The organism is Dyella sp. (genome assembly GCF_036746095.1).
GTDB lineage: Bacteria > Pseudomonadota > Gammaproteobacteria > Xanthomonadales > Rhodanobacteraceae > Dyella_B.
The window spans coordinates 17,268-38,827 of record NZ_DAIOEU010000001.1; the positions used below are offsets into that span (position 1 = coordinate 17,268).

Annotated in this window: 23 protein-coding genes; 12 read left to right on the top strand and 11 right to left on the bottom strand. The window is 61.4% G+C overall.

What is annotated here, in order from left to right; translation table 11 throughout:
* The first annotated feature begins 173 nt into the window (after positions 1-173).
* A complete protein-coding gene (locus V7M64_RS00070; protein ID WP_333676142.1) occupies positions 174-2,384 on the top strand; it encodes a penicillin acylase family protein in 2,211 nt (736 codons plus the stop codon).
* 135 nt (positions 2,385-2,519) lie between these two features.
* A complete protein-coding gene (locus V7M64_RS00075; RefSeq protein WP_333676143.1) occupies positions 2,520-2,912 on the top strand; it encodes a DUF427 domain-containing protein in 393 nt (130 codons plus the stop codon).
* A 146-nt stretch (positions 2,913-3,058) separates the two neighbouring features.
* Here V7M64_RS00075 and V7M64_RS00080 read toward each other — a convergent pair whose 3' ends face one another.
* Genes V7M64_RS00080 through V7M64_RS00090 form a run of 3 tightly spaced genes read right to left on the bottom strand, consistent with a single transcriptional unit; the run spans position 3,059 to position 5,175 of the window.
* Complete coding sequence (locus tag V7M64_RS00080; protein ID WP_333676144.1) at positions 3,059-3,550, bottom strand: hypothetical protein; 492 nt, start codon at positions 3,548-3,550, stop codon at positions 3,059-3,061.
* Positions 3,550-4,185, bottom strand: a complete 636-nt coding sequence (locus V7M64_RS00085) for a glutathione S-transferase family protein (RefSeq protein WP_333676146.1) — start codon at positions 4,183-4,185, stop codon at positions 3,550-3,552. The genes V7M64_RS00080 and V7M64_RS00085 overlap by 1 nt, the downstream gene beginning before the upstream one ends.
* A gap of 36 nt (positions 4,186-4,221) precedes the next feature.
* The gene (locus V7M64_RS00090) at positions 4,222-5,175 is read right to left on the bottom strand and encodes a pyridoxal-phosphate dependent enzyme (RefSeq protein WP_333676148.1); all 954 of its coding nucleotides are present in this window, start codon (positions 5,173-5,175) and stop codon (positions 4,222-4,224) included.
* Positions 5,176-5,299: 124 nt separating this feature from the next.
* Between V7M64_RS00090 and V7M64_RS00095 the strand changes: the two genes are divergently transcribed.
* Together V7M64_RS00095 and V7M64_RS00100 are read left to right on the top strand one after the other, a co-directional pair.
* Positions 5,300-5,779: an Lrp/AsnC family transcriptional regulator gene (locus V7M64_RS00095; RefSeq protein WP_333676150.1), complete on the top strand. Its 480-nt coding sequence runs from the start codon at positions 5,300-5,302 to the stop codon at positions 5,777-5,779.
* A gap of 80 nt (positions 5,780-5,859) precedes the next feature.
* Positions 5,860-6,306 (top strand): SRPBCC family protein, encoded by a 447-nt coding sequence (locus tag V7M64_RS00100; RefSeq protein WP_333676151.1) that lies wholly within the window; start codon positions 5,860-5,862, stop codon positions 6,304-6,306.
* Positions 6,307-6,433: 127 nt separating this feature from the next.
* Here the strand turns inward: V7M64_RS00100 and V7M64_RS00105 are convergent, their stop codons facing one another.
* Entirely contained in the window at positions 6,434-6,886 is a 453-nt protein-coding gene (locus V7M64_RS00105) for a DUF2501 domain-containing protein (RefSeq protein WP_333676152.1), read from the bottom strand.
* 172 nt (positions 6,887-7,058) lie between these two features.
* Here V7M64_RS00105 and V7M64_RS00110 point away from each other — a divergent pair, with 172 nt between their 5' ends.
* The gene (locus tag V7M64_RS00110) at positions 7,059-8,753 is read left to right on the top strand and encodes an NAD-dependent malic enzyme (RefSeq protein ID WP_333676154.1); all 1,695 of its coding nucleotides are present in this window, start codon (positions 7,059-7,061) and stop codon (positions 8,751-8,753) included.
* A gap of 89 nt (positions 8,754-8,842) precedes the next feature.
* Here V7M64_RS00110 and V7M64_RS00115 read toward each other — a convergent pair whose 3' ends face one another.
* Positions 8,843-9,634 carry a BON domain-containing protein gene (locus V7M64_RS00115; RefSeq protein ID WP_333676156.1) on the bottom strand — a complete coding sequence of 264 codons (792 nt, stop codon included), beginning with the start codon at positions 9,632-9,634 and terminating at the stop codon, positions 8,843-8,845.
* Between the two features lie 362 nt (positions 9,635-9,996).
* On the opposite strand from V7M64_RS00115, the gene V7M64_RS00120 reads away from it, so the two are divergent.
* Together V7M64_RS00120 and V7M64_RS00125 are read left to right on the top strand one after the other, a co-directional pair.
* Positions 9,997-10,269 carry a KGG domain-containing protein gene (locus V7M64_RS00120; RefSeq protein WP_333676158.1) on the top strand — a complete coding sequence of 91 codons (273 nt, stop codon included), beginning with the start codon at positions 9,997-9,999 and terminating at the stop codon, positions 10,267-10,269.
* A 211-nt stretch (positions 10,270-10,480) separates the two neighbouring features.
* Positions 10,481-11,119 carry a UdgX family uracil-DNA binding protein gene (locus V7M64_RS00125; protein ID WP_333676160.1) on the top strand — a complete coding sequence of 213 codons (639 nt, stop codon included), beginning with the start codon at positions 10,481-10,483 and terminating at the stop codon, positions 11,117-11,119.
* Positions 11,120-11,210: 91 nt separating this feature from the next.
* Here the strand turns inward: V7M64_RS00125 and V7M64_RS00130 are convergent, their stop codons facing one another.
* On the bottom strand, positions 11,211-13,076 hold the full coding sequence (locus V7M64_RS00130; protein ID WP_333676422.1) for a response regulator: 1,866 nt from the start codon (positions 13,074-13,076) through the stop codon (positions 11,211-11,213).
* A gap of 599 nt (positions 13,077-13,675) precedes the next feature.
* Between V7M64_RS00130 and V7M64_RS00135 the strand changes: the two genes are divergently transcribed.
* Positions 13,676-14,077: a CBS domain-containing protein gene (locus V7M64_RS00135; RefSeq protein WP_333676162.1), complete on the top strand. Its 402-nt coding sequence runs from the start codon at positions 13,676-13,678 to the stop codon at positions 14,075-14,077.
* A 460-nt stretch (positions 14,078-14,537) separates the two neighbouring features.
* Here V7M64_RS00135 and V7M64_RS00140 read toward each other — a convergent pair whose 3' ends face one another.
* Positions 14,538-14,801: a stress-induced protein gene (locus tag V7M64_RS00140; RefSeq protein ID WP_333676164.1), complete on the bottom strand. Its 264-nt coding sequence runs from the start codon at positions 14,799-14,801 to the stop codon at positions 14,538-14,540.
* Between the two features lie 216 nt (positions 14,802-15,017).
* Positions 15,018-15,659 carry a hypothetical protein gene (locus V7M64_RS00145; RefSeq protein WP_333676166.1) on the bottom strand — a complete coding sequence of 214 codons (642 nt, stop codon included), beginning with the start codon at positions 15,657-15,659 and terminating at the stop codon, positions 15,018-15,020.
* Between the two features lie 268 nt (positions 15,660-15,927).
* Here V7M64_RS00145 and V7M64_RS00150 point away from each other — a divergent pair, with 268 nt between their 5' ends.
* Entirely contained in the window at positions 15,928-16,125 is a 198-nt protein-coding gene (locus V7M64_RS00150) for a KGG domain-containing protein (RefSeq protein ID WP_333676168.1), read from the top strand.
* A 129-nt stretch (positions 16,126-16,254) separates the two neighbouring features.
* Here the strand turns inward: V7M64_RS00150 and V7M64_RS00155 are convergent, their stop codons facing one another.
* Positions 16,255-17,133 (bottom strand): BON domain-containing protein, encoded by an 879-nt coding sequence (locus V7M64_RS00155; RefSeq protein WP_333676170.1) that lies wholly within the window; start codon positions 17,131-17,133, stop codon positions 16,255-16,257.
* 231 nt (positions 17,134-17,364) lie between these two features.
* Between V7M64_RS00155 and V7M64_RS00160 the strand changes: the two genes are divergently transcribed.
* The 3 genes from V7M64_RS00160 to V7M64_RS00170 all read left to right on the top strand — a co-directional run bounded on the left by V7M64_RS00160 (position 17,365) and on the right by V7M64_RS00170 (position 19,220).
* Entirely contained in the window at positions 17,365-17,877 is a 513-nt protein-coding gene (locus V7M64_RS00160; protein ID WP_333676171.1) for a ferritin-like domain-containing protein, read from the top strand.
* 652 nt (positions 17,878-18,529) lie between these two features.
* On the top strand, positions 18,530-18,736 hold the full coding sequence (locus tag V7M64_RS00165; protein ID WP_333676172.1) for a hypothetical protein: 207 nt from the start codon (positions 18,530-18,532) through the stop codon (positions 18,734-18,736).
* 25 nt (positions 18,737-18,761) lie between these two features.
* Positions 18,762-19,220 carry a PA2169 family four-helix-bundle protein gene (locus V7M64_RS00170; protein ID WP_333676173.1) on the top strand — a complete coding sequence of 153 codons (459 nt, stop codon included), beginning with the start codon at positions 18,762-18,764 and terminating at the stop codon, positions 19,218-19,220.
* 69 nt (positions 19,221-19,289) lie between these two features.
* On the opposite strand, the gene V7M64_RS00175 is transcribed toward V7M64_RS00170, so the two are convergent.
* Both V7M64_RS00175 and V7M64_RS00180 read right to left on the bottom strand, forming a co-directional pair.
* Positions 19,290-19,676, bottom strand: a complete 387-nt coding sequence (locus V7M64_RS00175) for a response regulator (RefSeq protein WP_333676174.1) — start codon at positions 19,674-19,676, stop codon at positions 19,290-19,292.
* Between the two features lie 267 nt (positions 19,677-19,943).
* Positions 19,944-21,443, bottom strand: coding sequence for a sensor histidine kinase (locus V7M64_RS00180; RefSeq protein WP_333676175.1), 1,500 nt, complete (start codon positions 21,441-21,443; stop codon positions 19,944-19,946).
* Positions 21,444-21,560: the final 117 nt, after the last annotated feature.

Consider the following 21,560-nt stretch of genomic DNA (forward strand, 5'->3'; position numbering starts at 1 on the left):
CGAAGGCGGGACGCAATTTCGTAAGCCTGGATGCGATCCCCATTGGATGAGCATGGCGATGCTGGGATTTTCATCCCAGCCTCCGTCGCTACCGCATGGGCCAAAGGTCAACTTACTCCGGCCCGCCACACTCGCTACCATGCCGCGATCCCCGTCGGCGAGGTTACGATGCGATGCAACACCATGGTGCCACAGCGACCCTGCGCCTGAGACGCGGCGCCTTTGCAGCAGCCATCTCCCTCTCGCTCGGCCTTGTTGCCACCGCCCATGCGGATGACGAATCCGCCCGTTGGCAACGCGAAGCCCAGGCCGTCACCATCACGCGCGACGACTGGGGCATCGCCCACGTCCATGGCAAGACCGACGCCGATGCGGTCTTCGGCATGGCCTACGCGCAAGCCGAAGACGACTTCAACCGCGTGGAAACCAATTACCTCAATTCACTCGGCCGCCTGGCCGAGGCCGAGGGCGAATCGGCCCTCTGGAGCGACCTGCGGCAAAAGCTCTTTATCGATCCTGCGGAACTGCAACGCCAATACGCCGGTAGTCCGGCATGGCTGAAGGCGTTGATGAATGCATGGGCCGACGGCTTGAACGAATACCTCGCCACCCATCCGGGCGTGCATCCGCGCGTGATCAAGCATTTCGAGCCGTGGATGGCCTTGAGCTTCAGCGAGGGCAGCATTGGTGGCGATATCGAGCGCGTATCGCTCAAGCAACTGCAGGCCTTCTACGGCCGCGACGGCGAGAAGGTTGCCTTCGCCGATACGCCGTCGAGCTGGGTGGAGCCGACCGGTTCCAACGGCATCGCCATCGCACCCAAGCTCACTGTCGACGGCCATGCATTGCTGTGGATCAATCCGCACACCTCGTTCTATTTCCGCTCCGAGCTGCAGATGTCGAGCGATGCAGGGCTCGATGCGTACGGCGCCGTGACGTGGGGCCAGTTCTTTATCTACCAGGGTTTCAATCCGCACATTGGCTGGATGCATACCTCCACCACTGCCGACGCGGTGGATGAATTCGCCGAAACCATCGTGCACAAGGATGGCAAGCTGTTTTATCGCTACGGCAGCGAACTGCGACCGGTCGCCGTACGCCAGATCAGCGTGCCTTATCGTCGCAACGACGGTTCGATGGCGCAACGCAGCTTCACCGTCTACGCCACGCATCATGGCCCGATCGTGCGCGAGAAAGACGGCAAGTGGATTGCCATCGCCCTGATGAACAAGCCGCTGCAAGCGCTCGAGCAAAGCTGGCTGCGCACCAAGGCCAGCGATTACGCCAGCTACATGAAAGTGGCGTCATTGCAAGCCAACTCATCCAACAACACCATCTTCGCGGATGACAAGGGCGAGATCGCGTATCTGCATCCGCAATTCATTCCCAAGCGCGACGATCGCTTCGATTACACCAAGCCGGTCGATGGCAGCAACCCGGCCACGGATTGGCAAGGCCTGGTGGCACTCACCGATCTGCCGCACGTATACGACCCGCCCAACGGCTGGGTGATGAACACCAACGACTGGCCGTATTCCGCCGCCGGCCCTTATAGCCCCAAGCGCAACGACTACCCGCGCTACATGGACACCGTCGGCGAAAACCCGCGGGGCGTGCACGCCACCATGCTGTTGACCAACCGGCAGGGCTTCACCATGGCCTCGCTGATCACGCTCGCATTCGATTCCTACCTGCCTGAATTCGCGCGGCAGATTCCCATCCTTGTGCACGATTGCGACGCACTGCCGGCCAGCGATCCGCTCAAGCAGAAACTCGCCGGCCAGATCGCCATGCTGCGGCATTGGGACTATCGCTGGGGCATTGCCTCCATGCCCACCACGCTGGCCGTGTTCTGGGGCGATACGCTGTGGGACAAGATGGACAAGGCCGATAACGCCGAAGGCCTGTCGATGTACGACATGATGGCCGAGAAGGCCGGGCCGCAAGCAAGGCTGCAAGCATTGGCCGACGCCTCCGATCGCCTGGTGAAGGATTTCGGCAGCTGGGGCATTCCGTGGGGCGACGTGAACCGCTTCCAGCGCGTCAACGGCGATATCGCACCGCATTTCGACGACGGCAAACCCAGCATCCCCGTGCCGTTCACCTCATCGCGCTGGGGTTCGCTCGCATCCTTCGGCGCGCATCGCTGGCCCGGCACCAAGCGTTATTACGGCACCAGCGGCAACAGTTTCGTGGCGGTGGTGGAGTTCGGCGACAAGGTGCATGCGCGTGCGATCACGGCCGGCGGCGAAAGCGGCCATCCGGATTCGCCGCATTTCAATGACGAAGCGGAGCGCTACACCACCGGCAATCTCAGGCAGGTGTATTTCTGGCCCGAGGAGTTGAAGGGGCATGTGGAGCGGGTCTACCACCCTGGCGAGTAGGGACGTAGTCTGGATGAAAATCCCAGCTTCGTACTGCTCATGATGCTGGGATTTCATCCCAGCCTGCGCGTGGCCACTTGGATATGTGGACAACCGCCCATATCGCTCCCTGAATATCCCCAAGGAGACGCGACCATGACGCAATCCGATATGGGCTCTCGCCCGGTCAAGCTGCCCGGACCGGACCATCCCATCACCATCACGCCCCATCAGCAGCACATTGTGGTGAAAGCAGGCGGTCGCATCATCGCCGACACACGCCACGCGCTGACGCTGCAGGAAGCGAATTACCCGGCGGTGCAATACGTTCCACGCATGGATGTGGATATGTCGTTGCTGAAGCGCACCGACCACGCCACTTATTGCCCGTATAAGGGCAACTGTTCTTACTACAGCATTCCCGCCGGCGGTGAGCGGGCGAACAATGCCGTGTGGACGTATGAACATCCGCATGATGCGGTGGCGCAGATCAAGGAGTATGTGGCTTTTTATCCGGATCGGGTCGACGCGATCGAAGTGTCCGATTGATTGCAATATTGCCGATGGCTGCACGCCATTGTGGGGGTTCTGCTTTGCCTCACCCCAACCTATGAGGTGTTTCGTCGCGAATCGTCATTCCGGCCTTCGCCGGAATGACGATTCGCTCTGAACGAGCGAAGCGCACACTTCAGATTTTATTTCTTGCGCATACCGCCATCGCCAATGCCCATGCACAGGCGAAGCGTGGGCAGCGCCTTGTATGGATTAAGGCAACACTGATCAAGTATCGCCGTCGTCACCAGCCCTGTCTGTCCGCAGGCCACAGGGCCGCCGGCGAAGGCAGACTGGCGCATCGTCGAGACGGGGACCTGCGGCATGCGGACAGACAGGGCTGGCCCCAACAGGTTGAATTCAAAGTGATGGGGTGATGTCTGGAAGGCCCGCAGGCTGCGCCGCGCGGCTTGGCAAGACGGCCAGTCTTCCCGGCGCCACGCGACACACCCCGCGAGCTTCCAGACATCATGACGACGGCGATACTTGATCAGTGCTGCCTTAAGCAAACAAGACGGACCTTTGGCGTTGCTGGAATGACCTTGCGCGGTAGGTGTTTCGTCAAGCCGCCAAGCCAGTTTCGCGGGCACAACGTGGCCGCGCAGAAACAACCAATCAATCCACGGCTTCGCCACTATCGGCTCCCTGCATCGGTATCCACGGTATTGCCATGCAACGTGGTCGCCAACATCGACGGCCGCGCGCAGAACTGCGTGTACCAGGAGGAGAGCCGCGGCCGTGCCTGCTGAAATGCGTACACGCCGCGGAACTCAATCCAGCTCAGCGCCGTTGCCAGTGCGATATCGCCGATATCGATCGCTTTCCTATGATCAAGATGAGCTTCGAGAAAATCGCAGGCAGCGATGATCTTCTGCAGCTGCCCGTTACGCAGCGGTGCCCAGCGCACGGCTTCCGGCCTGCGTTCGGTTTCCCAGCGCACCGCGATGCCAGCATCGGCGGTGCCCGTGGCAATGGCTTGATGGCGCAGTGCGCGATAACGACGTTCGGGATCGGAGGGAATCAGCTTGGCGCCATCGTGCAAGGCATCCAGGTATTCGCAGATCACGCACGAGTCGAAGATCACTTCGCCATCGTCGCCAATCAGCACAGGCACTTTCCCCAACGGATTGAGCGCGAAGACATCATCGTTACGCGCGAGCGGACTGGTTTCGTGGTGCACCACTTGCAAGCGATCGGCCAGGCCCATTTCATGGGCGGCGACCAGCGCTTTGCGGGCATAAGGGGAGTGCGTTTGATAGAGAAGCTTCATGAACAGGAAGGTTGTGATGGAAGCGGGTGGAGCAAATCAGGCGGCGAGCAGACGTTCGCGTAAGGCAGGCGCAATGTTTCCACCCGTCAAAATCGTGGCTATGCGTTGTCCTGCGTAACGCGTCGGTTCCGCCAGCATGGCGGCGACACCGGCAGCACCCGCGGGCTCGACCACGATGCCGAGCGTGCGGTGGATCATTTGCATGGCCGCGAACAGTTCGGCCTCGGACACCGCGACAATGTCATCGCAACATTTGCGCAGCCGTGGCAGCGTGGCGGCAATCGGCACGCGCACGGCAATGCCATCGGCGATGGTCTGGGCGTGTTCGGTGGCGACGGCTCTTCCGGCTTCCAGCGAAAGCTTCATCGCCGGCGCGCTGGCCGCAACAATGGCGACGACACGTACCTGTGGCGCCAGGGCGCGCATGACCCGGCCAACGCCATCCAGCAAGGCGCCGTTGCCGAGCGGCACCACGAGCGTGTCGAACGGCGCCGCATCGAGCAGTTCCAGCGCAAGCGTGCCGGCGCCATCTGCGATGGCCGGTTCCGCGCCGTCTTCCACCCAGCGTTGGCCGGTTTGCGTGGCATGTTCGCGGGCGGTGATTTTGGCTGCGTCGAAATCCATGCCGCTGAGGCGAACGTCCGCCCCCAGGCGGCGCATGGCATCGAGCTTGACCGGATTTGCCCGGATCGAGGCGAATACCGTGCATGCATGCCCACGCCGGTTCGCCGCATAGGCCAGCCCTTGTCCAAAATTACCAGCCGAAGCGCAGACCACCGATTCCCCCGGCGCCAGCGCGGTGGCGCAGAACAAATCCGCGCCGCGTCCCTTGAAGCAACCGATCGGATTGGCCAGCTCCGATTTCGCCAGCACATGGCAGCCGGTTGCAGCATCCAGCGCCGCGGCAGTCAACAGCGACGAGCGCAGAAAAACCCGATCGATGTGGCGCCGTGCGTCAAGCACACCGTCGATGTCGCGATCCAGGACCATGCGCAAGTACCCTTTCCGAAGTAGCCGTGATGGCGACTTATGCTAGGGTTTGCCCGCGCGGCCCGCCCGCGACGATCAGCAGCCAAACGCGTTTTTTTCCCGACTTACGCATCCCATCGCGCACATGCCCATCGAACTGGACAAGCTTGACCGACGCATCCTTACCATCCTGCAAAAAGACGTGCGTCGGGCCGCCGAGCTGATCGGCGCCGATATCGGGCTTTCCGCATCGGCAGTGCAGCGTCGCATCACTCGATTGCGCGAGAACAGCGTGATCACTGCCGAAGTGGCCGTGATCGATGCCAAGAGCGTCGGCCGTCCGTTGACGCTGATTGTCGACGTGGACGTGGAGCGCGAACGGCCCGAGCTGCTATCCAGCCTCAAGCAATGGATCGCCGCCGAACCGATGATCCAGGAAGCGTGGTACGTCACCGGGGCGGGGGACTACGTATTGATCATCGTGGCGCGCGACGTCGAGGATTTCGAAGCCTTGATGCAACGATTGCTTGCCGACAACGCCAACGTCCGCCGCTATCAAACCCGCGTCACCTTGGGCACGATCAAGCGCGGCATGCAGGTGCCGGTGGAGCCGCTGGCGGAATAGCAAGACTGGGCATGTCGAATCCATCGCATGCCGTTCGTCATACAGAGCAGAGGGGTTTCCTCTGCACCCGAGACCAAACCATGCCCACCCAAACCGTTCGTCTCCATCGCGTGCTTCGCGCCACGCCCGACCGCGTCTATCGCGCGTTCCTCGATGCCGATGCCATGGCCAAGTGGCTGCCGCCCAATGGGTTCACCGGCCGCGTGTACAAGCTGGAACCCAAGTTAGGCGGGCAATACCGGATGGCGTTTACCAACTTCACCACCGGCGACGGTCATTCGTTCGGTGGCGAATACCTGGAACTGGTGCCGAACGAGCGGCTGCGCTACACCGGCGTGTTCGATGACCCCAACCTGCCGGGCACGATGCAGACGACCATTTCGTTGCGCGCCGTGTTTTGCGGCACGGAATTGACCGTGGTGCAGGAGGGGATTCCCGAGGTGATTCCCGCCGAGGCTTGCTACCTGGGCTGGCAGGAATCGCTGGTATTGCTGGCCAAGCTGGTGGAAGCCGAAATCCGGCAGTAAAGCCATGTAGGCTGGGATGAAATCCCAGGACCGCCATGCGGAAAAATGCCGGGATTTCATTCCAGCCTACGAAGGCCGTCATTCCCGCGCAGAGGGAATGACGGCCATGAGGTCATCACACGTTTCCTCAATGCCCGAGGAAATTCTTGCCCTGCTTCAACACCACGTCGCAGGCCTTGGTGGTGATCTTCGACTTCAAGTCGCTGTTGCCGCCGCCCACGCTGGACAGGTCGGTGGTATGCCCGTTGTTGCCCTTGAGAATGCCGCTAAGACCGCTCTGGTAGTCGCCATTGCCGGTGCCGCCATCGGTCTTGCCCAGCAGTTTGCTGGCGAGGCCCGAGGCGCCGGTGTTGCCGCCCAGGTAGTTGTTCTTGACGCAGTACTGCAGCAACCCTGCCACGTTGCCCATGCTGCCGGAGCTCAACGAGCCGGCATTGCCTAGGCCGCCGAGTTTTCCGCTGAGGCTGCTGCCCAGGTTGCCCAGGTCCTGGGCGGATAGCGCGCCGCAGGCCAGGCAGCACGCGAAAGCTGCCGCGGCCATTATCGAGGTTCTTGCCATACCGTTCTTTTGCATCTTCATGTGCATGCCTCCTTGTGGATGAGTGGATTCAATACCGGCGCCTGTTAGAAGTATGTCAGCGTGGTTCTTGGCGAGCCTGCGAAAGGACCCTTCCTGCTCCGAACCGTTTGCGACAACTTTGTAACACTGCGCGGGTTCTAATTCACGGCCAGCGACGAAAAGGCCACGCGACATGCCGAATCAGGACGCCATCCAGGCCGTCATCAAGACCAGCCTCACCGGCTATGACCTGATCAACAAGCCGATGTTGAACAAGGGCATGGCGTTTACCGCCAGTGAGCGCGACACGTTTCGCCTGCACGGCTTGTTGCCGCCGCATGTCGGCACCATCGACGAGCAGGCGGAGCGGCGGCTGAAGATCCTGCGGGCCTTCAGTACCGATTTCGAGCGCTATGCCTTTCTGCGCGATCTGCAGGACACCAACGAGACGCTGTTCTATCACGTGCTGGTGCATCACCTGGAAGAATTGCTGCCGCTGGTATACACGCCGACGGTGGGCGAGGGCTGCCAGCATTTCAGCGAGATCTGGCGCAAGCCACGCGGCTTGTTCCTGAGCTATCCCAACAAGCCGCGCATCCGCGAGATCCTGGCCGATCCGCGCTTCGACCGCGTGCGCGTGATCGTGGTGAGCGATGGCGAACGCATTCTCGGCCTGGGCGACCAGGGCGCGGGCGGCATGGGCATTCCCATCGGCAAGCTGTCGCTCTATACCGGGTGCGCCGGCATCCATCCGGAACTCACGCTGCCGATCCTGCTGGACGTGGGCACCCACAATCGCGAACGGCTGACCAACCCGCTGTACATCGGTTGGCGGCACGAGCGCATCGTCGGCGCCCAATACGATGAATTCGTCGAGGAGTTCGTCAGCGCGGTGATCGAGCGCTGGCCGGACGTGCTGCTGCAATGGGAGGATTTCGCCGGTGCGAATGCCGGTCGCCTGCTGCAGAAATACCGCGATCGCCTGTGCACTTTCAACGACGATATCCAAGGCACCGCCGCGATTGCCGCAGGCACGTTGCTGGCCGCCATCAACGTCACCGGCATCCCGTTGCAGGAGCAGCGCATCGCCGTGCTCGGCGCCGGTTCGGCCGGTTGCGGCATTTCATCCTTGTTGCTGCGCGCGGTGGTGGATGCCGGCGTCAGCGAAGCGCAGGCGCGCAAGGCGTTTTTCCTGGTCGACCGCAATGGCTTGCTGGTCGAAGGCATGGAAGGCTTGACCGCTGCGCAGGCGCCATTCGTGCAACCGCGCGAAGCCGTGAAGGACTGGAACATCGAATCATCCGGCCGCATCGGCCTCCTGGACGTGATGCGCCATGCCAGGCCGACGGTCTTGATCGGCGTATCCGGGCAGGCCGGTGCTTTTGCGGAAGACGTCGTTCGCATGATGGCGCAGAACGTGGCGCGCCCGGTGATCTTCCCACTCTCCAACCCGACCTCGCGCAGCGAAGCCACGCCGCAGCAATTGCTCGAATGGACCGATGGACGCGCCTTGGTCGGCACCGGCAGCCCGTTTGCAGCGGTGCCATGGCAAGGGCGCAGCGTGCACATCGATCAAACCAACAATTCGTATGTGTTTCCCGGCGTGGGATTGGGTGTGCTCGCGGTGGGCGCCAAGCGCGTCACGGATGCGATGTTCATGGCCGCCGCGAAGGCGGTGGCGGCGTTGTCGCCGACGGCCAAGGACAAGACCGCTTCGTTGCTGCCACCGGTGGATCAGTTGCGCGAGGTGTCTTTTGCGGTGGCCAAAGCGGTGGCCTTGCGGGCGCAGGCCGATGGCGTGGCTGCCGCGTGCGACGAAGCGGAAGCGGAGCGGCGCATCAAGGCGTTCGTGTGGGAGCCGAAGTATGTGCCGTATGAGCCGGCGTGAGCGAATGCAGCTTCGGACAGGCCACGGCACGTTTCCACCCCTGCAGACAGAGAGGTAACCGTTGTCCAGGATGATCGCGATGGTTGCGCTTATTCATCGCTCCACGGCCTGCGCGGCTGCGGCGCCGCCAGGTGCAGGCGATTGTTGATGTCCTTCACGCCATCCACGCTATCCACGCACTGCTCCACGCGATGGCGCACCAGCGCATCGGATACCTCGCCTTCGATAATCACCACGCCATCATGTACGTGCAGCGAGATGTCGGGAGCATCGATGTCGGCACGGCTATCGAGCGCTCCGTAAACATCTTCGCGAATCCGTTCGTCGGTGCGGTTGCCGCGCCGTGCGGCTGGTCCGGGGTAGCATGCGACCTTTTCGGCGTCGCGATCGACATAACCGTCCGGCGAGGTTTCCAGGTCTTCTGCGCTGAGCCGGAAACCGAGATCGGGATCATCGGGTTCGTAGGCGGGGTTGATGTCGCTGGGCGGCAGGTCGCCCAGCAGCTCGTTTTGGGTATCGCGATACTGCAAGCGCTGCGCTTGATCGCTGCGTGCGCCTTCCTCGTCGCCGGGGCCGACTTCGTCCGCGTATTCGTTGTAGCCGCCTTCGGGTAGCGTAAGCCGTTCCACGCTGTAATTGGTTTCATCGAAACGCAGAGGGCCCTGGCTCGGTTCTTCCGGATCGCGCAAACCCAGGTGTTCGGTGCGCCGATCAGGATCGAAACTACGCGGGCCGAAGCCGAGCGAGGCATCTTCGGGGTCCCACGCCTGCTTGCCCGGAATGACGGTGGTATCGGCCACGCTGCGCTCCTGCGCAGTCATGCCATTGCGCTGTTCCGGACGTGCGCGCGGGTGTTTCGCATCACTGGATTTTCTGGCCATGAGGCGCTCCGGTTGGTGTGCGTGGACAAAAGCTACTGCGCGTGCGAGTGGCGAGAGAGTGAATCGGATGCTAGCTATGTGTCACGTCTGCACAGCATTCATATGCGTGAAAGGTGCGCGGTTTCCGCCGTGGAAAGCACACTGGCTGGCGCTTGCCGCGTTCGTGCATGCGCTGCTTTGGGTTGTGACGCGCGGCAAGCTTTCACACACATGCAGGCCGTGGAAGCACGCAGGCATCACACAAGCGATGGCATGTTCAGCGCTTGCATGGCCGTGCGGAACGTATGCGGCCGGATTTTTTGCAGAGCAATACAAGAGGTAAGGGCATGAGCAGGAAACAGCGCAACCCGGAGCGGGGCGCCATGAGCGTACGCGAAGCTGGCCGCAAAGGCGGCGAGGCACGTAAAGAACAACTGGGACCAGAAGGTTATTCGGCGCTCGGCAAGAAGGGCGGCGCCGCCCGCAAGGAAGAACTCGGCTCGGAAGGTTATTCGGCGCTCGGCAAGCAAGGCGGCGAAGCACGCAGGCAGGAACTTGGCCGCGAAGGCTATGCGGAGCTCGGCAAGAAAGGTGGCCTGCGCAGCCGTGCCTCCTCGGCGGAACGCAACAAGAGTTCCACCCATCAGCAGCACTGACCGGCTTGCCGCGAGCGCGTGAAGCCGGCGAGAAGAAAGCTTTGTCAAACGACTTTCGTCGCGTGATCGGCCGACATGTACGTGACTATTGACTGAATCTGCACGTTTTGTCGATAAGCGCTATCGGAAGCTTCGTTCAGGTAACGCGAGGATCAGCGAAATGCCGCAAACACGACCGGCGTGGGAGTCCCCGCTGGCCCGGCCGCCAAGCATGTCTCCCCCGCAAGGATCGTTGAAAGAGTTGCGCGATCTGGCGCTGCGCTGCCACGACTGTCCCCTCTGGAAACATGCCACGCAAACGGTGTTCGGCAAGGGACCTGCGCATGCGCCCATGATGTTGGTAGGCGAGCAGCCTGGCTTGCAGGAAGATGCTTCGGGCGAGCCGTTCGTCGGGCCGGCGGGTGCATTGCTCGACCGTGCGCTGCACGAAGCCGGCCTCGATCGGGCCCACGTCTACATCACCAATGCCGTCAAGCATTTCAAATATGAGCTGCGCGGCAAGCGCCGCCTGCACAAGCGCGCCAACGCCGCGGAGCAGGCCATCTGCCGCGAGTGGCTGGCGGCGGAACTGCGCGAAGTGCGCCCGCAACGCGTGTTGGCGCTGGGTGCGATGGCCGCGCAGGCGTTCTTCGGCACCAGCTTTCAACTCACCATGAGCCATGGCCGCTGGCTCAGGCTGTCCGGCGGCATCGATGCCATGGCCACCTGGCATCCTTCCTCAGTGCTGCGCTCGATCAACCGCGATACGCATGACCATCGCTATCAGCAATTGGTGGATGATTTGCGCGCATTCATGGCAGGGCCGGAGCATGTGCACGCGGTGTCGGTGGTGGGACGAAGGGCAGGGTAGGTTTCCTGATCCGTCATCCAAGCTTTGCTCACTGCAAGCGCCATCATTCCATGTGAATTGGCGTAGACATCGGAGGTGTCTACAAAACTGTTCACTCCACTGCCTGCAACAAGCCCTGCACCTTGTTCAACAATTCCCCCATGTCGAACGGCTTGATCAAGGCATCCATCGCATTGTCGAACGCCTTGAAATCATGCCACTCCGATTCGGCGTAGCCGGTCATCAGGATCACGCGCAACTTGGGCAGCAGCTTGCGTGCCTGGCAACACAGCTCATAGCCGTCCACACTCGGCAGATCCAGATCCGATAGCAGCAGATCCCACGTGGCGTTGCCGGCAAGCATCGACAAAGCTTCATCCCCGGTGGCCGCTTCGGCCACGATGCAGCCCAATTGACGCAGCCGGGTGCCAACGGATTCGCGGATGGTCTGGTTGTCTTCCACCACCAGGATGCGATAACCGCGCAGATTCGGGGCGGTCTTCGGCCGCTGCGGTGGCGCGATGTCCAGGCTGGCACTGTCGCAGGGCAGGTAAAGCAGCACCGATGTGCCGGCGCCGGGCACGCTTTGAATGTCCACGGCCCCGCCGTGTTGCGCGGTAAAGCTGTGCACCATGGACAAGCCAAGACCCGTACCGCGTCCTTCCGCCTTGGTGGTGAAAAACGGTTCGAATGCGCGACGCCGCGTTTCGCTGCACATGCCGGGCCCATCGTCGGTCACGCAGATTTCGGCGTAGACGTCATGGCCGTGATCCAGCGGCACCTGCACGCTGCTGTCGTCGGGATGGCACAGGCGGCAGCTGATATTGAGATGGCCATGGCCGCCCATCGCATCGCGCGCATTCACGGCCAGGTTGACCAGCGCGCTTTCCAGTTGTCCGCTGTCGCATATCAAGGGCGGAAGATCGTCGGGAAACGACACATCCAGCATGATGCCGTCGCCCAGCGTGCGGCCGAGCAGTTCACGCATCGCGTTGAACACCTTGGCGATGTTTGTGCGCTGGTTGGAGCATGCCTGCCTGCGCGCCAGTGAAAGCAGGCGCTGCGTAAGGCGTCCGGCGCGCAAGGCAGCGTCCAGCGATAGCAACACGTGCCGCCTGGCCTGTTCCGCATGACGCCGGTCCAGGCACAGCGATGCCAATTCGAGCGAACTGATGATGCCTTGCAAGGCATTGTTGAAATCATGCGCAATGCCACCGGTAAGGTGGCTCATCGCCTCGATCTTCTGCGCATGCGTGATCTGTTCGTGTGCTTCACGCAGGCGGCGCTCGGCCAAGTGCGGTTGCGTGCGGTCGCGCATGATCAGGGCGAAGCCGAGCAGGTTGCCGTCGCCACCCTGGACAGATTCAAGCACGACTTCCGCCGGAAAGCTTTCGCCGGCGCGCAACAGTTCACACCCTACGCAGGCACGGCCGTCCCGGCTCGCGGCTTGGATCAGTTGCGCGGGAAGTTCATCGGTACCTTGCGTTTCGCTGAAAAACGCCGCAAACGACTTTCCCACGATGCTCCGCGCGACGTGGCCGGTGAGGCGTTGGGCGCCTGCGTTCCAATCCATGACTACGCCTTGCGGATCGAGCATGCAGAAGGCGGCATCGTCCACGCATTGCGTGAAAAGGCGAAAGCGTCGCTCGCATCCACGCAGGCGATCCTGCAGGAGCGTATGCGGAAGCATGTTGCGCATGACCATGGCAAAACCATGCAATTGCTGGTTTTCGCCTTTTAATGCGTGTATGGAGACTTCCACCCGCCGACGTTGTCCATGCGCTGGAATGACCCACGTCTCCAGGCAGGCGGGCTGACCGGTACCATCGGCGTTGAGCGCTGCGTCCAGCAGATCGTTGCCATGCGCACCTGCATATACGTTGGTGTAGTGCTTACCGATCAGCTCCTGCGTTTGCACGGCGTCGAACGGCGTTTCTCCTGCATGAATTGCCACGATATAACCGTGCCGGTCGAGCATGAACACGGCGCAGTCGGGTGGCAATGAATGGGACGGGTGATCATGGCGTAACGCTAACGGCATGGCATGGCTCAAAAAGCGTGTAAAGCCGGGCGGTGAATGCAGTGCTCTTCGCGGACAAGCCGGTCGAAACTGCGCCTTTACTCATGCAGCGGAAAACGGGCAACACGCATCTGCGTGAACGCTGTGCGAGCTCCATGCCTTGAGGCCCGCGCAACGTAAGACTGGCGTCAATGAATGGGCGTTTGCCTGCGATCGGCAGGCCTTCCAGCCCCTCGCAGTCATCCGCGCCAGCCTCCCGCTCCGTTGCCCCTGTTCAAGATGCTGGTTGCGTCGTAATGGCAATGTGAAAATTGCCGAAAAAACGGGCAGTTGAGCACAGTTATTCGTGTTGGCTGTCGCCAGGCTGACGAAGCGCGGGTACGTTCGCCAGAGGCGCTGTAGACGGGTCCGTTCGCTTGCCGTGCGCGATGTTTTTTCTGCTCGCCAGGCATGCTGGCGGTTCCCGATGCGAAGACGCTTTCTGGCCAAAGAACATGGCTGCGTCGCATCGGCTCATGCGTTGTCGGAGAGTAATAATCATGCAAGCGAGCGAAATCATGACCACCCATCTGCGCTGCTGCTCGGCGCGCGATTCGTTGCAAGGCGCCGCCAAGATCATGCTTGAAGCAGATATCGGCGAAGTGCCCGTGGTGGACGAGCAGCACAGACTGGTTGGTGTCATCACCGATCGCGACATCGTCGTGCGTTGCGTGGCCGCCGGTGAATCGCCCGACACCTGCGTGGTGGACGCGTACATGACGGCACCGGCGGTGTCGCTGATGGAAGATGCCAGCGTCGAGGATGTTGCCAACGCGATGGCGAAGGAAGCGGTGCGACGCATTCCCATCACCGACAAGGAAGGCCGGCTTTGCGGCATCGTCGCGCAAGCCGACCTGGAACATTCCGCCGCGCGTTCCCAGAAAGAGAAAGTGTCGCAGCGCGTATCGACGCCTCACTGAGCGGCACGCACCTATCATGAAGTCATTGATCGAAGCACTCCCGGCTTTTCCCATCTGGTTTCAGCCCCAACCTGCGCCACCGCCGGACCCGGTAAAACCACCGAGGCCGGCGATACCGCAACCCGGACCACTCACACCACAGCCCAGTCGACCGCCCTTGATCGAGCCGAATCCGGAGCCGGCGCCGATCGATGATCCAGCGCCGCCGCCCAACTGGCGTCCGATGGCGTGGGTGAGTGCGGCGGCTACCTGTTAGCTTTAGCTTTTTCTCCCTCTCCCCTTTGGGGAGAGGGTCGGCGTGAGGGGGGCGGGCAGCGTGGATTTCAGTTTCCCCGCAGCACTCACTCGGTCTTCGCCGGAATGACGGCGATGTTGAGCCGAGCCATCGACATCATCGTGCGTCGCACTGCCATGCCATGTTGGGGCTCATGCGCCGACCTACATCAACGGCGCAGCGCAGTCAGCTCCATGCTTCTTCGGTAGGTTGAGAAACATCGTCGCGTGGGTCGTCGCGGCGATCGAACTCAGCCATGGCCTTGCGGTTGCGGCTGATCTGGCTGCCGCCTTTCTGGCCGGCCTTGCGTGCTTCTTCGGGCGTAAAGCGATGGGCGCGCCCTCTTGCATGAGCAATGCGGCCGCCGAGACTCGCGACCTCGCGGCGCCGGCGCTCATCCATGGCGGCAAAACCCCGGGGTGGAACGCTGGTTTCGTCGTGATCGGACATACAGGCACTCGTTACGCAAACGAAAGGAACCCTGAGTTTTAAACCCCCGGCCTCGGAAGGGCGTGAATGTATGGAAAAGAGAAGGTGAACGGCCGGGCTAGTAGCTGAATTGGCCGCCAACAGGTTGAATTCAAAGTGATGGAGTGATGGCTGGAAGAATGGCACTGACTTAAGCCCAAAGGCAGCTGAAACGTCCTTAAGTTAGTGCCATTGGCCTTAAAGACGGCTGAGATGGCGATGATCACCCAGCAGCATGCCGGAGCGTCCCGTGATGGAGCTTTTCAGCGGACGGCGGGATTTCATGGCCAGCTGATTGCGCCGCACCAGCCCCAACGCGACGTCTTCATAGGCTTGCTGAAGCGCGATGCGCTGTTCGTGGTGGCGTGCGCAAGCTTGCTCGAAGTGGCCGATGAAGCGTTGCAGTTCGGCATCTTTCACCAATGCCAGCAGCAGTCCCCACGCCACCTCGTTGAACTGCTCCACCACCAGCAGCGCCTGCATGGCAGCCAGCACGGACGTGTCCGGGCCGCTCACTTGTTGCTCGGCGGCACGCAACAGGGCGAGAAAGCGTTCGTGCCGTTCTTCCAGGTTCTCCGCGTTGGGTTTGTCCGCCAGCACGTCCAGCGATTGAGTGAGCAGATGGATGTGCTCGGTGAGCGTCCCGCAGAATTGTTGCAGCGGGGAGACGTCCCATGCGCGGATCACCGGATCCTTGCTTTCGCGCGCCTTGGCGATAAAGCACTCGCACATGCTGTTGGTTGCACGTTCGTAAGTCATGCGCATGGCGAGCAGGTCGGGCAGGGAGAGATGTTCGGTGGTGTTCGTTTCGCCCGTCTTGGGCGAGAGATCGTCGGTCATGTCATGCACCATGAGTGGAAGAACTTTTGACAGGCTAGCGCAGGCCGTGCCGTACGCATGTTCAATTGATCTTAAAAAATAGCCGCGTCATGCAGGCATGCAAGCGATTGCGTGCGGCAATGACGCACGTGTTTTTTGCCGCATGACAGGGCTGTCACTGATGCGAAATAGTTTTCACGATGGTCTCAAATCCATTTGACCACTGCACGAATAGAGTGGCATGCGTCCGTTGCAAGACGGGCGTTTGTTCCTCACTGGGAGTCATTTCATGTCTAATGAGAAAAGCAACCGCGGATTCGCATCGATGGATGAATCCAAGCAGCGCAAGATCGCCAGCAAAGGCGGGAAAGCGGGCGGCGGCGATCATGCAACCCATGAGCAACACGTGGAAGCTGGCCGCCAGAGCAGTGGCGGTACTCACGAGCAACACGTGAAAGCCGGCCAGCAAAGCCACAAGAACACATGACGTGTTCGGGGAGGGAGCCCAGCGGTTTTAACCTCATGGATGATTCGAAGACGAGAGCCCGGCACAGCGGATGTGCCGGGCTCTCGGCAAAGAGGGGTGCTGATTGTTTCATCTCCCACCTGGCGAACTTCAACCCTTGCGCAACGAGGAAGATGCATCGCCTAGCGTATTGCCCTCTGCTTCCTGCACCCACGCTTCGCGCGCCACGCGCAGGCGGTTCTCGACGTCCTTCACGCCACTGACGTGTTCGGCACAATCCTCGGCGCGGTGTTTCATCTGCCGGTCGGATACTTGTCCTTGGAGCGTCACGATGCCGCTTTCCACCGCCACGTCGATGGCGCTTGCATCCACGTGGGGGTCGTCGGTCAAGCGATCGCACACATCTTCGCGAATGCGTTCGTCCGAGCGTATGTAGCCGGAAGGGCCTCGCCCGTAATACATGCCGCCACCGCCGGGTTCGTTCGAGCGGTACCGGTTCTGGTCGTGCCAATGGGCATCGCGGCCATGGTCGTTCTCGTAACCATGCTCGGGATGGCGATAGGTGGAGCCGAAGGTGGGGCCATAGACACTGCCATAGCCGTATTCGCCGGATTGAAAATTCAGGCTGCCTTGATCGTCGCCTTCGCCGGGCCATCCATAACGCCCGTGCATGCCCGGGGCGACGTGTTCGTTGCCGCGCTGGCGCCAGACGTCGCCGGATGGATAACCGCCCCATGATTCCTGGAAATGCTGGCCGTAACGCGGGTTTTCGCGGCTGCGGTCGGAACCGTAGCCCTGCGCGTATTTGGCGCGGTCATAGTCGGGGCGTTGATCGGCGTCATAGTCGCGCTCGTTCCGCTGCGATGGGCCACCGTAATGCGACAGCCAGCGGGCCGTCTGCTCGTCGTTCCAGTGCGAGCCGGAGTCTTCGTATCGCGAAGGATGGTCATGCCTCCGGCCACCCGCGCGGCGGCCCTCTTCGTCGTAGCGCGATGCATCGCGATGGCGATGGAAATAATCTCGATTCATGATGAGCTCCTCGGTGGGTGGACAACGCATGCGTGAGCTTAGGCAGCGCACCACAAAGACGATGTGATGCTTCGGTGAGCAGGGCTTCCCCGCCGCGTGCGAAAAACATGTCTGCCAGCGCATGGGGTTGAAGCAGGCGACAACTGTTTCACCCGGCCGTGGCAATGCGGCGACGAACACTTGCCTATCTTGTGTTCCTCGTCCAACCCTGTGTCAAAAGGAGCCCGCACCATGGCCGTCAAAACCATCGAAGAACTTTTCGTGCACGAACTTTCGGACATCTACAGCGCCGAGAAGCAGCTGACCCGTGCCTTGCCCAAGCTGGCGCGTGCGTCCACCGAGCCCAAGCTGGCGCAGGCGTTCGAAAGCCATCTGGAGGAAACCAACGGCCAGGTCGAGCGCATCGACAAGATCGTCGAGGTGTTGGATCTACGCCTGAAGCGCATCAAGTGCGCGGCCATGGAGGGATTGGTGGAAGAGGGCAAGGAAGTGATCGAGTCGGTAGAAAAAGGCCCGCTGCGCGACGCCGCGCTGATTGCCGGCGCGCAGAAGGTGGAGCACTACGAGATCGCCTCCTACGGCACGCTGGCGGCACTGGCCAAGGAGCTTGGCTATGACGAGGCGCTGCCGTTGATCATGGATACCTTGAAAGAGGAAAAAGGCGCGGATGAAAAGCTGACGAAGCTGGCGGAGCAGGGCGCCAATCAGCGCGCGTCGGCGCAGCGGGAGGCGGCAGGAGCGTGAGGCAATAAAATCGAAGGCTGCGGCAGTGGCGTGGGCGGGAAGCCTCCTTCATGCGTGAAGCTTGCAGTGATGACTCCCTTCCCTGCGGCAGTAGAGGAAGGAGTGAGTCCGACTCGCTCACACCGCGTCCAACCCCTGAGGCGTCCCTTTTTTTGCTAGTTGTCCAGAAAAATTTGGGGTTTCGAGCCTATTTCGAAGCGAATCGTCATTCCGGCCTTTGCCCGCTGCTGTCCGGGGAATTTTTCGCCGTTCTTGCGGGAAAGCTAAAACGACGTCATTCCAGCCAAAGCTGGAATGACGAGCTGATGGCGCTGAATTTCCATGGAAAATTTTCGATGCGGGGTGCTATGCCCGCGCATTTCTGAAGAACTTCATTTTCCCCGGACAGCAATGAGCCTTCGCCGGAATGACGAGCAAAAAACGTGGGGACGCCTCAGCCTCAACCCTCCCTTGCACAAGAGGGAAGGGAGCCGATTCGACGCGATTTCAAGCTATCTCGCAAAAGCAAAAAAGCGTGGTCCAGAAAATCCGCTCGCGTCAATCCGGCCTACGGTTGCATTGCGAAAAGAATGCTCGCGCAAACGCACCACAGACGATAGTTTCACTTCAAAAGACGGATAGTTCCCCTCATCCGCAATGGAGCCAGGCCGCCATGACTACCACCATTTCATCCGAGCAGCGCGTGCAGCACCTGGAGCGTCTCTGCGGACAGTTGCTGGCGCAGAACCATCGGTTGATCGAGCGCAACGCCAAGTTGCTGCTGGAAATCCAGGCGATGCATCGTGAAGGTAGCGTGACGTTACCGCTGAGCAACGTGGCGCGCATGCCGTTGACGCCGCGCCTGCATACGGTGCCCTGAGAGCGCTGGCTCGGAACGAGGTTCCATGGCTACGAACAGCGAAGATATTGCCGTTCTCAACCGCCTGATCGAAGCGACCATCGACAGCGTCGATGGTTATGACGAAGCGGCCAAGGACGTCAAGAATCCGCAAATAAGAGCCATCTTCCAGCGCCGTGCGCGTGAGCGGCAGGCCGCGTGCGCGTCATTGCAGTCGCAAGTGAAGGCGCTAGGCGGACAGCCGCAGGATGAAGGCACCATGCTGGCTTCCATGCACCGCGTGTTCGTGAATCTGCGCAGCGCCGTGCGCGCCGGCGACCTGGCGGTGATCGACGAAGTTGAGCGCGGCGAAGATCACATCAAGGCCAAATACGACGATGCCATCAGCGAAGCGGGGCTTTCCACTACCTCGCTCGCCGCCGTGCAGCATGCCTACGCGTCGGTGCGATCAGCACACGAGGAAATGAGCAGGTTGAAGCATTCGCTGCACCAAGTGCATGGCTGATCGCACAAGTCATGCCGCAGGCGTCCAAATCCGGGGGACGCCTGCAGCGGCGCACACGGACGGCGACCGTCAAGGGGATGCGACGGAGCGGGCGAGCAATTCGTTGAGGCAGCCGAACAGCTCGCTCAGGTGGACCGGTTTCTGCAAGCGTTCCAGGTGCGCGTAATCGCGCGGAATGGCATCGCCATCGTAGCCGGTGGTGAGCACGATCGGCACGTTGTCGGCCATTAGCCGATCGGCCAACGGGAAAACGCGCTCTCCGTTCAAGTTCACGTCGAGGATGGCCGCATCCGCCTTTACGCCTTCGTCCAGGGCCTGCATTGCGCTGGCAACGTTGGGGAACGGTCCCACCACGTGCACATCTTCCATTTCGAAGGCGGAACATAGCGCGTCGGCGATCAGATATTCGTCTTCGACCATCAGGACCGACTTTCCGCTCAGTTGACTGGAAATCATCAGCAGGCTTTCCCTCGACGCAAAACACACTTTTACATGTCCCCTTGCTTAGGTGGCGTGTATACGTGGAGAGCATGTTGTAATGCGGTGGGCATGATGGTGGCGATGCCTACGGCCCATGCCAAGCGCGCGTTCCTCCCCCTTGCAAGGCTTCGCCGGATGACGAAGTTTCCGGCAAGGTTCTACAACGGTGGCTCAGCTGGGATTCGACGCCAATCAAGTGCAAGCGGGAGAACCGGGTTTTCATTGCAGCAATGTCTGGCGTGTTCACGCCAGCACCGGCACTGACAGCGAACACCGCACGCCTTCGGGCAACAGCTCATACTGCGTGGTGGCCTTCAACTGATACGGCAACGCACGCTCGATCAGTTCGCGCCCATAGCCCGGTTGCGTCCTGTCCTCGCCCAACGCCAGGCCCGGTACGCCGGTTTCCTGCCAGAACACGTGCAGAACCGAGGGCTGTCCTTCGGTGCGTTCTATGTCCCATCGTATCGAAAGGCGCGCGGCAGGATAGGCGAGCGCGCCGTATTTCACGGCATTCACCACCAGCTCGTGCAGGGCCAGCGCAAATGTCTGCAGCGCGGAAGAACGCAAGCGTACGCCTGCCGGGCCATCCAGGGTGATCTGCTGCATCGATACCGCGTGGGCCGCCAGTTCGTTGCGCAGCAAGCCGTCGAACGTCACCTTTTCGCCTTGCACCAGCCGCGACAGGTAAACCTGCACGCGGTTGATCGCATCCAGTCGTGCGGAGAACACTTCGGCAAAGCCATCCAGCAAGGTGTGGTTGGATCGCGTGCGGTCGAACAGCACGCGAATCACGCTGAGCAGATTGCGTGTGCGATGCTGCAACTCGGTGTTGAGCACTTGCAACTGGCCGGTCAGCGCCTCGCGCAGTGCATCGCCGGCATGTGCCCATTCGGCATCGGACGTATCCAGCAGGCGCCGCGCCAGATCCTGGTGTTGTGCCATCAACATGAGCATGTCCGCTTCGTATTCCAATTGCGGATGCGTTTCCGTCCAGTAGTGCGCCTGGCGAGCGAAGGCAAGGAATGCCAGCAAGCATTCAAGGTTTTGGCCGCCCACGGCGTGCTTGATGGCGGCGCGCGCCTGCGCCGAACGGGCGGGCACCACGAACATCACCGTCAATGCATCGAACAGGTCTTGCTCATCGCGCGTGCACGGCGCGGGAATGGGCGCGGGTTCGGCATGGCCTTCCAGGCGCGCGAGAGCCGCTGCCAGGTGCGCCGCATCGGGTACGGGCCGGCTCAGCAGTTGCTGTACCTGTTCGATGCTGGCTGCCGCCGCCCTGGCGTCGCCGGACGGATGGCCTCTGCCGAGCAGAAAGCCGACATGACGCACTATGCAATAGCGCGCCTCGCAAAAGCGCGACAGGTGTACGAACAGCCGCTCCTTGAACAGCGAAGGCAATGGATTGTCCAGATACGCCGCCTTTGCCTGCGCCCATAGCTGTTCGCCCAGGCCTGGCGCCGCCGATGCGGTGAGAAAGAAATTCGGCAGTACGCCCATGCGTTCACGTACGTCGCGATGGAAGCGCGTTTCCCCCGCGCTGGCTTCGTCATGTCGGCCCGGCGGGGCCAACGCCGTGCGCCAACGCTCGCGCAGCGCCGTGAACGGCAGGAATCGCCGGACGTCCTGCTGGACGCCCTGCTGCGGGGCGACGTCGATCTTGCGCAGCGGTGGCGGTTCAACCAGCACGCGGGCCGTTCGTTGCAAGACGTGGGTGATGGTGCGGCGATGCAGTGACATGATGTTGCTGAACTCTCGGTTTCTACTTCTTCTTTTAGTTGCTGAGATCGGCTGCCGGTGTGCAGCACTGTCGAATAATCCAAAGGTCCCGCTGTGTTTGTCGCAGCAAGGCCACTC

Excerpts from the sequence above, each read along its gene's own strand:
- V7M64_RS00070 (WP_333676142.1), top strand. The coding sequence starts at position 174 with ATGCAACACCATGGTGCCACAGCGACCCTGCGCCTGAGACGCGGCGCC.
- V7M64_RS00075 (WP_333676143.1), top strand. The coding sequence starts at position 2,520 with ATGACGCAATCCGATATGGGCTCTCGCCCGGTCAAGCTGCCCGGACCG.
- V7M64_RS00085 (WP_333676146.1), bottom strand. The coding sequence starts at position 4,185 with ATGAAGCTTCTCTATCAAACGCACTCCCCTTATGCCCGCAAAGCGCTG.
- V7M64_RS00090 (WP_333676148.1), bottom strand. The coding sequence starts at position 5,175 with ATGGTCCTGGATCGCGACATCGACGGTGTGCTTGACGCACGGCGCCAC.
- V7M64_RS00095 (WP_333676150.1), top strand. The coding sequence starts at position 5,300 with ATGCCCATCGAACTGGACAAGCTTGACCGACGCATCCTTACCATCCTG.
- V7M64_RS00100 (WP_333676151.1), top strand. The coding sequence starts at position 5,860 with ATGCCCACCCAAACCGTTCGTCTCCATCGCGTGCTTCGCGCCACGCCC.
- V7M64_RS00105 (WP_333676152.1), bottom strand. The coding sequence starts at position 6,886 with ATGAAGATGCAAAAGAACGGTATGGCAAGAACCTCGATAATGGCCGCG.
- V7M64_RS00110 (WP_333676154.1), top strand. The coding sequence starts at position 7,059 with ATGCCGAATCAGGACGCCATCCAGGCCGTCATCAAGACCAGCCTCACC.
- V7M64_RS00115 (WP_333676156.1), bottom strand. The coding sequence starts at position 9,634 with ATGGCCAGAAAATCCAGTGATGCGAAACACCCGCGCGCACGTCCGGAA.
- V7M64_RS00120 (WP_333676158.1), top strand. The coding sequence starts at position 9,997 with ATGAGCGTACGCGAAGCTGGCCGCAAAGGCGGCGAGGCACGTAAAGAA.
- V7M64_RS00125 (WP_333676160.1), top strand. The coding sequence starts at position 10,481 with ATGTCTCCCCCGCAAGGATCGTTGAAAGAGTTGCGCGATCTGGCGCTG.
- V7M64_RS00130 (WP_333676422.1), bottom strand. The coding sequence starts at position 13,076 with ATGCTCGACCGGCACGGTTATATCGTGGCAATTCATGCAGGAGAAACG.
- V7M64_RS00135 (WP_333676162.1), top strand. The coding sequence starts at position 13,676 with ATGACCACCCATCTGCGCTGCTGCTCGGCGCGCGATTCGTTGCAAGGC.
- V7M64_RS00140 (WP_333676164.1), bottom strand. The coding sequence starts at position 14,801 with ATGTCCGATCACGACGAAACCAGCGTTCCACCCCGGGGTTTTGCCGCC.
- V7M64_RS00145 (WP_333676166.1), bottom strand. The coding sequence starts at position 15,659 with ATGACCGACGATCTCTCGCCCAAGACGGGCGAAACGAACACCACCGAA.
- V7M64_RS00150 (WP_333676168.1), top strand. The coding sequence starts at position 15,928 with ATGTCTAATGAGAAAAGCAACCGCGGATTCGCATCGATGGATGAATCC.
- V7M64_RS00155 (WP_333676170.1), bottom strand. The coding sequence starts at position 17,133 with ATGAATCGAGATTATTTCCATCGCCATCGCGATGCATCGCGCTACGAC.
- V7M64_RS00160 (WP_333676171.1), top strand. The coding sequence starts at position 17,365 with ATGGCCGTCAAAACCATCGAAGAACTTTTCGTGCACGAACTTTCGGAC.
- V7M64_RS00165 (WP_333676172.1), top strand. The coding sequence starts at position 18,530 with ATGACTACCACCATTTCATCCGAGCAGCGCGTGCAGCACCTGGAGCGT.
- V7M64_RS00170 (WP_333676173.1), top strand. The coding sequence starts at position 18,762 with ATGGCTACGAACAGCGAAGATATTGCCGTTCTCAACCGCCTGATCGAA.
- V7M64_RS00175 (WP_333676174.1), bottom strand. The coding sequence starts at position 19,676 with ATGATTTCCAGTCAACTGAGCGGAAAGTCGGTCCTGATGGTCGAAGAC.
- V7M64_RS00180 (WP_333676175.1), bottom strand. The coding sequence starts at position 21,443 with ATGTCACTGCATCGCCGCACCATCACCCACGTCTTGCAACGAACGGCC.